General features: G+C 37.0%; 10 protein-coding genes. 4 read left to right on the forward strand and 6 right to left on the reverse strand.

All coding sequences use genetic code 11. From position 1 onward, the window contains the following. Nucleotides 1-602 (forward strand): hypothetical protein (locus tag DWX62_RS16790; protein WP_120173030.1); only part of this gene is annotated, 602 nt, incomplete at its 5' end. Nucleotides 603-660: 58 nt separating this feature from the next. On the opposite strand, the gene DWX62_RS16795 is transcribed toward DWX62_RS16790, so the two are convergent. The 6 genes from DWX62_RS16795 to DWX62_RS16820 all read right to left on the reverse strand — a co-directional run bounded on the left by DWX62_RS16795 (nt 661) and on the right by DWX62_RS16820 (nt 9,150). Continuing rightward, nucleotides 661-966, reverse strand: coding sequence for a helix-turn-helix domain-containing protein (locus DWX62_RS16795; RefSeq protein ID WP_004294141.1), 306 nt, complete (start codon nt 964-966; stop codon nt 661-663). Nucleotides 967-1,221: 255 nt separating this feature from the next. Next, nucleotides 1,222-3,000 carry an ATP-dependent helicase gene (locus DWX62_RS16800; protein WP_117907901.1) on the reverse strand — a complete coding sequence of 593 codons (1,779 nt, stop codon included), beginning with the start codon at nt 2,998-3,000 and terminating at the stop codon, nt 1,222-1,224. 2 nt (nt 3,001-3,002) lie between these two features. Then, nucleotides 3,003-5,078 (reverse strand): AAA family ATPase, encoded by a 2,076-nt coding sequence (locus DWX62_RS16805; RefSeq protein ID WP_117907903.1) that lies wholly within the window; start codon nt 5,076-5,078, stop codon nt 3,003-3,005. 120 nt (nt 5,079-5,198) lie between these two features. Then, entirely contained in the window at nt 5,199-5,774 is a 576-nt protein-coding gene (locus tag DWX62_RS16810) for an RloB family protein (RefSeq protein WP_022301457.1), read from the reverse strand. A gap of 12 nt (nt 5,775-5,786) precedes the next feature. Next, nucleotides 5,787-6,995 (reverse strand): ATP-binding protein, encoded by a 1,209-nt coding sequence (locus tag DWX62_RS16815; RefSeq protein WP_117907905.1) that lies wholly within the window; start codon nt 6,993-6,995, stop codon nt 5,787-5,789. Nucleotides 6,996-7,680: 685 nt separating this feature from the next. Further along, nucleotides 7,681-9,150 (reverse strand): response regulator, encoded by a 1,470-nt coding sequence (locus DWX62_RS16820; RefSeq protein ID WP_229116677.1) that lies wholly within the window; start codon nt 9,148-9,150, stop codon nt 7,681-7,683. A gap of 638 nt (nt 9,151-9,788) precedes the next feature. Here DWX62_RS16820 and DWX62_RS16825 point away from each other — a divergent pair. The 3 genes from DWX62_RS16825 to DWX62_RS16835 all read left to right on the forward strand — a co-directional run bounded on the left by DWX62_RS16825 (nt 9,789) and on the right by DWX62_RS16835 (nt 13,226). Continuing rightward, the gene (locus DWX62_RS16825) at nt 9,789-10,964 is read left to right on the forward strand and encodes an MFS transporter (protein WP_005826523.1); all 1,176 of its coding nucleotides are present in this window, start codon (nt 9,789-9,791) and stop codon (nt 10,962-10,964) included. 168 nt (nt 10,965-11,132) lie between these two features. After that, nucleotides 11,133-12,569, forward strand: a complete 1,437-nt coding sequence (gene nhaC / locus DWX62_RS16830) for a Na+/H+ antiporter NhaC (RefSeq protein WP_005835906.1) — start codon at nt 11,133-11,135, stop codon at nt 12,567-12,569. Nucleotides 12,570-12,635: 66 nt separating this feature from the next. After that, nucleotides 12,636-13,226: a DUF4251 domain-containing protein gene (locus DWX62_RS16835; protein ID WP_005826513.1), complete on the forward strand. Its 591-nt coding sequence runs from the start codon at nt 12,636-12,638 to the stop codon at nt 13,224-13,226. Nucleotides 13,227-13,242: the final 16 nt, after the last annotated feature.

Consider the following 13,242-nt stretch of genomic DNA (forward strand, 5'->3'; position numbering starts at 1 on the left):
GGATGAAAAGTGAACGGATATCACCGTTTTGGGTGAACGGATATCAACCGTTTTCAGCAGCCGTATCACTAGTCACACGCATCAACCGTTTCTTCGGATACGCATGGACTGCCGAACCGCAATGCTTCCCCACCAGGAACTTTTCTGGAGAAAGCACAGCAAATATCATCATTACCTGTACGGACAATATACGTTCACGTCTTACACTTTGGAAGTTCCTGAAGAAAGTCCGCAAAGAAAACTTCAGTGACCATTCGGCTCCCATATACTGGATGGATTTTGGGAACAGCCAGACAAAAGGACAGGTCATCATCGGGACGGTACGTGAGAAAGTGCTCCAACCTTCTTCACAGGAATATATTCCCATGCCTAAAATGAATGTCATCACCGAGGAAGTGGACTATGCAAAAATCAAGGAAAATGAATCGGGGCCGAGCTGTTCACTGGCGGAAGCCCTGGAAAAACAGGATCTGTTCATTAACTCCACACTGGCACATATCGGATGTGATCTGCTCTGGAAAATGTTCAAGGAAGGAAAGACACTGTATCGCGGTGTCTATGTCAATCTGGAAACATTGAAAGTGACCGCAATCCCAGTATAATGCATAAGTGACCGTATGTATCATCTTTCCATCAGAATACGGTCACTTAGTCTATTTGCTATTTATTATTTACTACGTTCTTACCACGCTGAAGCAGGAAACTCTGTATCTCTGAGGCAAGATAGAATGATTTCCCATTCTTTTCCACCGAGTAATATTTAATCTTGCCCTCTTGCCGATAACGTGCCAAAGTTCTTTGTGACACACCAAGGAGTTCTGCCAAATCCACATTATCAAGCAGTCTGTCTCCGTTCATACATTCTTTCAAACGGTTCATCTGGTCCAGTTTCTTTTCAATGCGGGCAAATCCCTCTACCATGGTTCCTATAAGTCTTTCGAGTATCTCATTATCTATATATGACATAATTCCAATGTTATTAAGTGAATAAATCGATACTCCCGTTGTGCGCACTCTAAGAGTATATACTCATAATAGTGAGAATAACATGCCAAACAGATAAAGAAAATAAAAACATTTTGTATACTCCTGTTAATCAGACATATAAATTAGCATCTTGATTTTCTGCTGTAAACCGAAAGTGTAAACCATTTAAAGCATGGCTATTACCAAGTTTACATTTCTATAACACTACTTATCGTAACTATAAAACTTACCTTTTTATCTATTATATGGATATTTATAACTATCAAGAATTTGTGTTGGATATTTCTTCCGGCCCTGTTCTGATATTAAATATAAATTTTTTCTAGCACGAGAAGCTATAACATACAATATACGTTTGGCGCTTTCTTCCTTATTTAACTCACTAAAATGTGGAACATAGCCATCTAACAGCCCAAAAGCTATTACTGTATCAAATTCTGCTCCTTTTACCCCATGGTTTGTAGAGATAGTAATTCCCTTTTTTTGTTGAAAAACTTTTCTAAAAGTATCAATGTTCGTTATAAACTCTGCACCTTCCTTTTTCAATCTCTCTATACGTTTTTTAGAACTATCAAAAAATGCATCATAATGCATTTTTAAATATTTATTCTGATTAATGTCAATATTAACCCTGTCAAGAAATGCATTGAAAAATTTCTTTAGATATTCCAAGCCATCTTGTTCGTTTATTAATATACTATTGCAAATGTATAATATTTGTTTAGCAGATAAATCAATATTAGTTACTCCAATCGATATTAGATTAGTTACTATTTCACTTGCCCAACGTAATCTTCTGATATATAAACCCGGAGTAGAATCTGTTAATATAATACGTGATAATTTATACCAAAAATTATCTATATCACGTGCAAATGGAGCCATACCTGGCCCATCAAAACTATATTGAGGTAAGCGTGCCATTAAGTTTCTTGTTAAGCCAGATAAATGAATCCATTGTGGTGCAAGTATACATATTTCATTCGGAGAGATATGATATTCATCAATATTTTTTTGAATTATACGAACTATTTCATTTTCTAAATCTTCTATTGAAATGGTCTTATTATAACTAATAACACTTTGGTAATCCTTCGTTTTTCCTGTAGCCTCTATTTTGTTTGCATAAGTTTTAAAGTAATCAAAATATGATACAAGAAGAGATGATGATCTATAATTATTACTTAATGATAACTCGTCATAATATAATCCCGTTACACTTTCCAATTGATCTTTATCCATTGGAAAACCTCCTAAATTACCATATATAGATTGATTCGGATCACCAACAATAAAAGCTTTATTCTCTTTTCCGGTTTTTAAAATTGCCCCTAAAATCATATATTGCAATTCTTTTGTATCTTGATATTCATCAATTAAAATATAAGGAAAAATATTAGACAGAGTCTTACATATACTTTTATTTTCTTTCAAAAGACAATATGAATAATATAATATTAATTCATAATCTATTTCATGCTTTTCTTTTAAATTCTGATAGTAATCACGGATAATTAATTCTACAGTCTCCTTTATTGTTGGTTTGGTGCAATTTATCTTCAAGCCTTCCGATGTGAAGCAATAACAAAGACAATCCCAATATGTAATTTTTTTCTTTGGTGTTGAATATGAAGCGCATAAAGACACTAGATAATTCTCAGTATCATTCGTATTAATAATATCATATCCAAATCTTAATTCTTCTATATACATATGGTACGGTTTAAGAATCCATTCAACGCAGAATGAATGAATAGTTCCAATCCATAGTTGTTCAGTATCTACCCCCAATAATTCTATTCGCTCTTTTATTTCATCTGCAGCACGATTTGTATATGTGATGGCAACAATATATTGTTTATTGGATTCCAATTTAGACAGTTCATAAGCTATCTTATAGGTTATTGTTCTTGTTTTTCCACTTCCCGGACATGCTATTAATAAGATACTGTTTTCATTATATATAGCCTTTTCCTGCTCTGGATTCAAATCGTTCTTTCCCCAAACAAACATATCTATAGGTGATTTAATATATATAATATTGGTTCATTTTTATTCAATACTTCTTCTAAAGATTTCTTAATATCGTCAAAAGAAATATCCCCTTCATCATACGATTTTAATTTGTTTTTAAGATTATTGATTTTTTTACTTTCTTTATATGTACCTAATACATAACCTATCATTTGTACTAATAGTTCTTTTGAGAATTCAAATTTAGCAAATAAAATAGCATCTAATATATATTTAGGAATACATATAGATGGAGTTATATACTTACTTAGAAGTATTGCATACCACCCTTTACCCTTATTCCCAGCCATCGTTAGAATCCGTTTTCCATATTTCTTTATGTCACCAGACTTTATATCTTCTTCGGATATTTTAATAGTAGCATTGTCAACATAAACATCTTCAATAGTTGATAAGATTTCATCAACATTTCCAGCCTTTATAAATTCTATCTCGAATGTATGTTCAGCAAAAAATGAACCAATCCATTTGCTCCTATTTTTTAGGCCTCTCAACTTTTCTTTTCTACTTAATCCTAATTTATAAGCCTTAGTAACTTTTCCAGTTATAGATTTATCTAAATCTGTAATAATGGCACATCTTTTCTTTATTCTTTGATTATGAAATAGTAGTGCAAGATTCTCAAAGCCAGTACTTCTGACATTAATTAAACTTATTCCTAATTCATCAAGACTAACTCCTAACGTTTCTTTTACCATAATTGGAATAAGTATTTCTTCAGCATCTCCCTCTACTAAGATAACACTTTTTGCAAATAGAATATTACACCTTATGGCATCTAAAAACCTTTGTATATGCATTCTTTCTTCATCTTTTAGGCCTTTAAATGGTTGATAAACTTCAGAATGATTTTTAAACCTATTTATAATATTCATATTTGAGATATTTGAAACCTCCGAAATATGAGTGGAATGCGTTGAATAAATAATTTGTGTATCTTCGTATTCTATTTTATCAAATAAAGCCTTCTGTATATGTGTATGAATATGCGCTTCAGGCTCTTCTATTAGAAGGAAGTTTGCTATTCGATCTTTTTCTTTTCTATATTTATACTCTAGAAGTTTCAATGTTAGGAATATTAAATTAGCCCCACCTAAACTTAATTCATGAATACTTCCTTCATAATCTTCTCCCGGTTCTCCGATAAACAATTTTAATGCATGAAATAATTTTTCCGCCTCATTTGGAAGATTAGATTTTATAGACAAGGAAGAAGGAGAATAAGTAGTACCAACAGCCTCTTTTATTGTTTCGGAAATATTATTAGTAATTTCTTTAATATCATTTAAATCTTCTATCGTTTCATTTAAATCTTTTACTTTATTTGAGATTAACTCTGAATCATCATCATTTAACTCTTCACTTTTACTTTTTAGAAGTGTCAACAAAGGATTTTTCTTATTATCTTGAAAATCAGATACAACATCTCGCAATGCCTTAATGAAAGTAAATGAGACTTCTTTACTTATAGACAACTGATGAGGAATACGACCTCCAAACCTTGATTCATCTATTTCATAATTGAAAATAACATTTTCAAAGTCTCCCATCAATTCACGTTGTACATTTTTATCATTAAAATCAACAGTACTTTTCCCTGTAAAAAAAGTCTCATAATCATTGATAGTAATTTTATCTAAAATACTATTTAAGCCATCATGATCTCCTTCTTTTAATTCTGAAAGCTGTTTCCTGATTTCAGGTTTAGGTCTAAAGAATAAATTATAAGTAGCCTTTTTAACTTTATCATCTGCGATGACTCCACTTCCATAAACGAATAAAGCTTGGATAGCTTCTTCATTTGATATTTCACTGAATTCCAAACTTATTATAATCCATCTTCCTTTCCAATTTATCAAATTTCTATTGAAATCATTTTCATTAAGTTTGTATGCATAAGATAATAAGTTATCATCCAATATAAGACGAATAGCTCTGAATAAATTGGTCTTACCAGATGCATTTTCTCCAATTATAGTATTTATTCCTTTATTGAAAAGGAAATATGAATTTTCAAAATTGCGATAATTCACTAATGACACCTTCGATATATACATAAAATATCCTCCTTTTTATAATGTGTCCATTTTTATAATTCCACACATTTCTAAATTATAAAATATTATTCATCTAACATACTGATAATACAATCAATAGAACTTAATATTTTTACTATTTCAATTCCGACTAACTTTTTTAATCGCCTTATAAATCTCACTATAAGAATCTCTACCTTTATATTTTTCGGCTAGTTCACATGCCCTATCCATTTTTGAATCAGCAAGCATTTCTTTAACCCATTTATCCTTCTCAAGGTATTTTCGAGTTTTATCGTATGTTGGCAGATATTGCTTTAATGCTCTTTCTGTAGCTGCTGAATCTTGAAAATGTCGACACGTATCTTCAAAATGTAGTAAAAACCAATATTCTATTGACTGTAAACTATCACAGAGAATCACATTGGGATTATTCTCATATTTCTTTTTGAGTGACACCATTTTTTTATTTTCCGCATCAGAACGCCTGCTAACATCTGCATCAAAAACACATATTACAAAGACATCTTCATCTAGAAGTTCCTTTATCTTCTTATCTATTTTCTCAATACTATTGTTTTCAAATAAACGAGGAGAAATAGAATATCTATAACCAAGTATTTTTTTCAAATGACTGAAATAGAATAATTCAGTCAAGCCCTCACCAACGATATGAATAACCTGTCTGGTCGCTGTATTTTTTCTTGCTTTTCTCATAAAAGTACATGATTATAGATTAGGAACTGCACCGAATTTACCAAATTTATATGCCTTTTGGAGAGAACTAATTCTATTCAATCCTTTGAAATCTGTTAGAGGATACAGCACACTTGATCCGTCCGGATTCTTTTCAGAAAACCAAACATTATCTTTCCTAAGCAAATCTTCTTCTCCTAATAGTCCATCATAATGTGTAGTGAGCAACAACTGGGCTTGCTCTGATTCTTTTAGAAAACGTTCAATGATGTATTCTATCAATTTCGGATGAAGAGAGGATTCAATCTCGTCAACTGCAAGAAAAGCATCTCTTTCAAGAATCTTTTGCACTTGAGCGGCCAAGCCAAACGTACGGATAGTACCGTCCGATTCAAACAGTTCCGGGAACTCATAATAATCATTGTTACCATCATCAGATGAAACTTTATGCTGATACATAGTATAATTGATCGAACCCTTATGTGTTTCCTGTTCTTTGGAAGTAATATTTGAAATATTGAAATCAGCTTCCTGTAGATATCTCAAAATATAATCTTTTGCAGACTCATTCTTGATTGATTCTTCGGCATAACGACTTAAAGATGATGCAGGCACAATTGCCGGCATAACCTGATAGGTTAGATACTGAAGAACTGCCTCTAATTCTACAATATGTGTATTTACCTGCATATAAGCAGCAAAAACTGACATGTTATGCAAACACTTCAATGTTATTTCCTCTTTGACAGATTGCGACATTTTGATCTTCTGTCCAAATTTAATAACCGATACGTTATTCTCAGTATTTCTTTCAAATATAGTAGCAGGCTGTTGACTTGGATAATAGATTAGACTTTCCTTTGCTACGTGCCATCTGTCTAAAGCTACAGAATAGACATAACGAACTGCTTTTTCCTCATTCTTCAAGTAGAACGAAATCGAATATTCAGATAACTGCCTCGAACTTGTTTTATTCAGGAGAAACGGGACTATTTGAATTTGTTCTGCCTTATTAAGTGGGGTATAAGTAATGAATGACTTGATAAAATCACAAACTTTAATAATATTACTCTTACCCGAAGCATTTGCTCCATAAATGACAGCCACTTTCAATAGTCTCACATCACCCCCCAATTCGACAACATGATATGACTCCATATCCTTACTTCTATCAGCTTCAAAACTTAATATAGCCTCGTCTCTGAATGAGAACATATTCTTAAATCTAATTTCTGCTATCATATAATCTGTTTTTCCACAAATATATAACTAAATATCTATATTTGCAAATTAGATTTCAATATTTACATCATTTATGCAAAAATCAAAAACTAATACTATTTTATCGAATTTATTGCACCCGTAGTCAATATAATCATTAAATCAAAACATCAGTCCATCCATTAATATAAAAAACCGATACAAATCAACATCAGTCTTCATATTATCTCACTTCACAAAGATTTAAAGACAACCCGAAAATACGTATTCCATTTGCATAATATTGCACACCATTGATGAACATGCTACATCACTAAAAAAGGGTAAAAAATACCTCGTTCTTGTAACTTATTTGCTGGAAAACTTTGAAATTCAACAAAATACAATTATCTTTGTCTTACAAAAAGAATGTGACAGCATATAACATGTTGATAATCAACAGGTTATAATGACTAAAAATGACAAAAAATTAGACTTCTGTACCTTTTAGAGCTCCAAATATTTGATAATCAAAGGATTGCAATTACTGCATCGGCAAGTAAAGCTAATCATATATACCCAGTTATCCCCAAAACGAAAACGATGAGAGATTTTCCTTTATAGATAGCTTAGGATGTTCAGTTCTCCTATCTCCCATTTCAAAACAAAGGCTGTCCATTATCTAATATGTGACAGCCTTTCTATGAAAGTTTTCTTCAGATAAATATCATACTTTTTTCATAAACTCCTTCGGTGTTTTTCCAAAATACTCCTTATACCTGCCTCTGAAGTTTTTCAGATTTCGCATACCCACCATTTCAGCAACCATAGTCACAGAAAATTTTCCGCTTTCCAAAAGTTCCCGTGCCTTCTCCATCCTGATTCTCGAAATCAAATATTTGGGTGCTTCTCCCGTCAACAACTTCCACTTATTATAAAAGGTTGTCCGGCTCATGCACATCCTGGAGGCAATATCATCTACTGTCAAATCCTCTTTATCCATATTCTCCATAATGTAAAGCTTCACTTCATTCAAAAATGCCAGATTGGCATCCTGCTGAGCCCGCTCCATAGGTTTCGTTAAAAAATCTTCTCCAAAAACTTTCTGAAGAAATGTCTTCCGAAGAAAACGGCTATTATTTATCAATATGGATATTTCCACTTTAAGGTCCTCCAGATTAAAGGGCTTACATACAAAGAGATCAGCCTGAGAAGAACAACGCTTTTCCCGCCGTTTCACATCAATGTGCGCCCCCATCAATATCACCGGAATAAAGGAGGTGTCCCTCGACGTCTTCAGTTTAGAAGAAAGTTCCTCACCGCTCATACCTTTCAACATGATATCACAAATCACCAAATCCGGATACTCTTCACATATTACCTCCAATGCTTCCTGACCGTCATCAAAGCTCCTCACTACAAAACATTCCGATAAACGTTTCTCAAGATAATCCTTGAATCCCTTGTCATTATCCGCAAGTATCACTAAAGGTCTATCCATATTTTTTTTCTTCGAGAAACCATGGAAAGCTATTTCCGACTCATTCACCTGAAAAGTGTCCGGAATATTTAAGGATGTATCCCCCCCCGAAACCGCACACGAACATCTTATGGGAAATCGAAGCAGAGCCTCCTTTTCCAAAGTCAGTATTTTCCCGTCACATATATTCATCAACTTGTCAAAAAACACACCGCCCATGCCATACTGCTTGCCATGCAGAGGTCGCAGAATAGGAAGCCGCGACGAGTACCATCTGCAACATTTCAGAAATCGCTTGTTGCCTGTATCCTTAATCCTGATTGCCCAGTAATCTCCCTTCAACGAAACCTGCATCGAGAGATGCGTTTCCGGCAGAGAACACTCGATGGCACTCAATACAAACCGGTCGATAACCGGAGATATCTTTCCCGGATCAAACCAAGCGCTTGCATAGTCAAAATCCGGAACCAAATCCAGCTTCATCTGTAACCCGGCCACATGAGACTGTAAAAAAGACACTTTCTTCCTCATAAATGCGCCGATTTCATGTTCTGCAACTACCAGGCTACCAGAATTGCCAAATAGTCGTTTCAACTCCATCAACGCTATCAAGTGCTGCTCCAGCCCGCCTATATGATGAAGTGCAACAGCCAGTTCCTTCTTTATGTCTTCCGGACAGTCTCCTTCGTAAACTGCCCCTAACGGTGTCTTAATCAAAGAAATGGGATTACGTATGTTTTGAAAGGTATCAATGAAATACTGATTTCCCTCTTTCAGTAAATCTCTTTCTTCACTGATACAGAGTAAATGGAACAAAAGCCAACATAATATACAGATTCCACTAGCCACTATTGGCAGAACAGACCAGGGAACCTTATGATATACGCCGATGGATAGCAGGAAAACGCATAATGACACTACTATTATTATTATCGATAAATGTTTCATACTATTATAAGTTTAAGTAATAATGATTCATACTAATATATACCCGAGTTTTCAGTCAATAGCAGGATAATCCCAAGTATGTCATCAGGAGGCGGTCTAATGGGGGAACGGTAGGTTCCTTGAGTCATCGAATTCACCTTACCAACCCTCGTTTGCTAGAAGAGCCTGCATTTCGTCCACCTGTATTTCATACCCAGCAACTCTCTAAACCATTCATTTCCCATGCCCAACGTATCTTTAAATATCAATACAACATTCCGCTTATCCAAGATAGCTCCAATCAATTATTCTCAAACAAAATAATAGTATAACAAACGGAAAGGCTAAAAAGATGATACCACTTCACACATATTCTTATCATACTCACATATCTTGCGCATGAAACAGAAAGACATTATCTTTGCAGCATGAAACAAGAACTGAAAGAAAACGGAGGATTACCGGCACATATACTCTGGACACTTGCTATCGTAGCTGGCGTGTCCGTAGCCAACTTGTATTACAATCAACCCCTGCTTAATATCATGCGGCATGAATTGGAAGTTTCTGAATTCAAAACGAACCTCATTGCCATGATTACACAAATCGGATATGCGCTGGGATTATTGTTCATCGTCCCATTAGGAGACCTCTATCGACGCAAGAATATCATCCTAACGAATTTCTTCCTACTCATATTTTCCCTTCTAGCCATTGCCATGGCACCGAACATCTACATCATCTGGGCAGCATCACTCATTACCGGCATCTGCTCCATGATACCCCAAATATTTGTACCGATTGCCTCGCAATTCTCACGCCCCGAAAACAAGGGACGGAATGTAGGTGTCGTCATCTCAGGATTACTGACTGGAATACTTGCATCACGTGTTGTCAGCGGATTTGTGGGTGAAGTGCTTGGCTGGCGTGAAATGTACTTCATCGCCGCTGGAATGATGTTACTATGCGCTATCGTTGTATTAAAGGTACTACCGGACATACAACCGACTTTCCAAGGCAAATATTCCGGGCTGATGAAGTCTCTTTTCTCATTAGTAAGAGAATACCCCTCTCTACGAATCTACTCGATACGTGCAGGACTGGCCTTTGGCTCATTCCTTGCCATGTGGTCCTGCCTTGCATTCAAAATGGGAGAAGCCCCGTTCCATGCATCCAGCGATGTCATCGGCATACTAGGGCTCTGCGGCATTGCCGGAGCCTTAACCGCATCTTTTGTAGGAAAATATGTAAAAAAGGTAGGCATACGCAATTTCAACTTTATCGGTTGCGGAATGATTCTGCTTGCATGGGCCTCGCTCTTTTTCTGCGGAAACAACTATGCAGGTATCATTACCGGTGTCATTCTTATAGACATAGGCATGCAATGTATCCAACTCAGCAACCAGACCAGTATTTTCGACATCTACCCGTCTGCCTCCAATCGGGTAAATACGATTTTCATGACCACTTACTTCATCGGCGGCTCTTTGGGTACCTTCCTTGCAGGAAGCAGTTGGCAGACTTGGGGATGGAGTGGCGTGGTCGGCACCGGCGTTATTTTAACAATAATATCGTTGTCCATCACCCTTTACAGCAAGAAATAACAAGGATACTATCATTTTTCCAAGCAAACGCAAAGATTTGATAATTTTTATTTGTCATGCAAAGGATAAGGAAGATATTGAACAGAATTGTTATACCTTTGTCGCATCAAACTATAAACTACAGATTGATAATAGATTCGTCAACCAAGCATAGTCAAAAACAACCCTATGAATTCAGCAAAGAAAATACCCTCTCCACTCGTTTCTCTATTTCCCATCGCTTTTCTCGTAGGAATGCTGTTCGCCACCATCCATACTTTCGGAAGTGACGCCTTGAGTGGAGGAAGCCAGATTTCCCTGCTTGCCACCACTGGTATGTGTGTCTTTATCGGCATGACTTTCTACCGCATCCCTTGGAAAGATTATGAACTTGCCATCACCAACAACATTTCAGGTGTTGCCACAGCTATCATTATTCTATTGATTATCGGTGCTTTGAGCGGCACATGGATGATAAGTGGGGTGGTACCTACCCTTATATATTATGGTATGCAGATTATCCATCCGAATTTTTTCCTTGCTTCTACCTGCATTATTTGTGCATTGGTATCAGTAATGACGGGAAGTTCATGGACCACTATCGCCACCATCGGTATCGCCCTTTTGGGCATAGGTAAGGCACAAGGTTTTGAAGAGGGATGGATAGCCGGTGCCATCATTTCGGGAGCCTATTTCGGAGACAAAATTTCACCGTTATCGGATACCACGGTCCTTGCCTCATCCGTAACGGAAACACCGTTATTCAGCCATATCCGCTATATGATGATCACCACCGTCCCCTCTCTCCTCATCACCCTTGTCATCTTTACAGTAATGGGACTCACACACGAAACGAACAATACACAACAGATCGCGGAATTTACGGCAGCATTGGACGCCAAATTCAACATTACTCCCTGGTTACTGGCTGTTCCCGTGATTACGGGAATACTGATTGCCCGGAGAGTGCCTTCCGTCATCACACTCTTTCTCTCCACTCTGCTGGCAGGGATATTCGCCTTCATCTTCCAACCGGGACTACTGAATGAGATAGCGGAAGGTGGGAATATGTTCAAAGGGATAATGATGACATTCTATGGCAGTACCAGTCTACAAACTGACAGTGACATGTTGACAGAACTGATTGCCACACGAGGTATGGCAGGAATGATGAATACCATCTGGCTCATCATCTGCGCCATGTGTTTCGGTGGAGCCATGACGGCAAGCGGCATGCTAGGAAGCATCACTTCCCTATTCGTCCGCTTCATGAAGAATACAGCCAGCATGGTAGCATCCACCGTATGTTCCGGATTGTTCCTGAACCTTGCCACGGCAGACCAGTACATCAGCATTATCCTCACCGGAAACATGTTCAGCAACGTTTACGCAAAGAAAGGCTACGAAAGCCGGCTACTTAGCCGTACCACGGAGGATGCCGTTACCGTCACCTCCCCGCTTATCCCATGGAACACCTGCGGCATGACGCAAGCCACCATTTTGAGTGTACCCACACTGACCTACCTTCCCTATTGCTTCTTCAACCTTATCAGTCCGGTAATGAGTATCTTTATTGCTGCTATCGGATATAAAATAATTAAAAAACCGGTGAACAATCCTGGATAGGCATTGTTCTTGCAATAAACTTATAACGAACAATTTATTTAAACCTAAACAAAAAAAGATTCGATTATGAAAAAGTTTATTGCATTAGCAGCAGTAGTATTGGTAAGCATGGCAACAACGACCATGTATGCACAAGAGAGTAGAGCTGAAAAGCGCGCAGACCGTAAAGCCCAAAGAGACGCAGAACGTGCACGCCTGAAAGCTGAAGAACAAGCACAGGATGCCATTTCGTACGATGACGCAATGGCGGCCTTGAAAGCTCACCAGTTCGTAATGGAGGCAGACCAAGTGATGTTCCGCAACGGACAGACCGCATTTGTAAACTCCAACACCAACTTCGTATTGGTCAACCAAGGACGTGGCACCGTGCAGGTAGCCTTCAACACCGTATACCCAGGTCCTAACGGCATTGGCGGTGTAACAGTAGACGGAACCGTATCGGACATCCAAATGACTACCGACAAACGGGGCAACGTGAATTGTAACTTCAGCATCCAGGGTATCGGCATTTCCGCCCAGATATTCCTTACGCTGACCGATGGCGGGAACAACGCAACCGTAACCATCAGCCCGAACTTCAACTCCAACACCATGACTTTGAGCGGGAACCTGGTTCCGCTGGAACAATCCAACATATTCAAGGGACGTTCCTGGTAAAACCCTTATATAAATA

The sequence above is a fragment of the Bacteroides sp. AF20-13LB genome, from assembly GCF_003603065.1.
GTDB lineage: Bacteria > Bacteroidota > Bacteroidia > Bacteroidales > Bacteroidaceae > Bacteroides > Bacteroides uniformis.

Excerpts from the sequence above, each read along its gene's own strand:
- DWX62_RS16815 (WP_117907905.1), bottom strand. The coding sequence starts at position 6,995 with ATGATAGCAGAAATTAGATTTAAGAATATGTTCTCATTCAGAGACGAG.
- DWX62_RS16795 (WP_004294141.1), bottom strand. The coding sequence starts at position 966 with ATGTCATATATAGATAATGAGATACTCGAAAGACTTATAGGAACCATG.
- DWX62_RS16800 (WP_117907901.1), bottom strand. The coding sequence starts at position 3,000 with ATGTTTGTTTGGGGAAAGAACGATTTGAATCCAGAGCAGGAAAAGGCT.
- DWX62_RS16835 (WP_005826513.1), top strand. The coding sequence starts at position 12,636 with ATGAAAAAGTTTATTGCATTAGCAGCAGTAGTATTGGTAAGCATGGCA.
- DWX62_RS16825 (WP_005826523.1), top strand. The coding sequence starts at position 9,789 with ATGAAACAAGAACTGAAAGAAAACGGAGGATTACCGGCACATATACTC.
- DWX62_RS16805 (WP_117907903.1), bottom strand. The coding sequence starts at position 5,078 with ATGTATATATCGAAGGTGTCATTAGTGAATTATCGCAATTTTGAAAAT.
- DWX62_RS16810 (WP_022301457.1), bottom strand. The coding sequence starts at position 5,774 with ATGAGAAAAGCAAGAAAAAATACAGCGACCAGACAGGTTATTCATATC.
- nhaC (WP_005835906.1), top strand. The coding sequence starts at position 11,133 with ATGAATTCAGCAAAGAAAATACCCTCTCCACTCGTTTCTCTATTTCCC.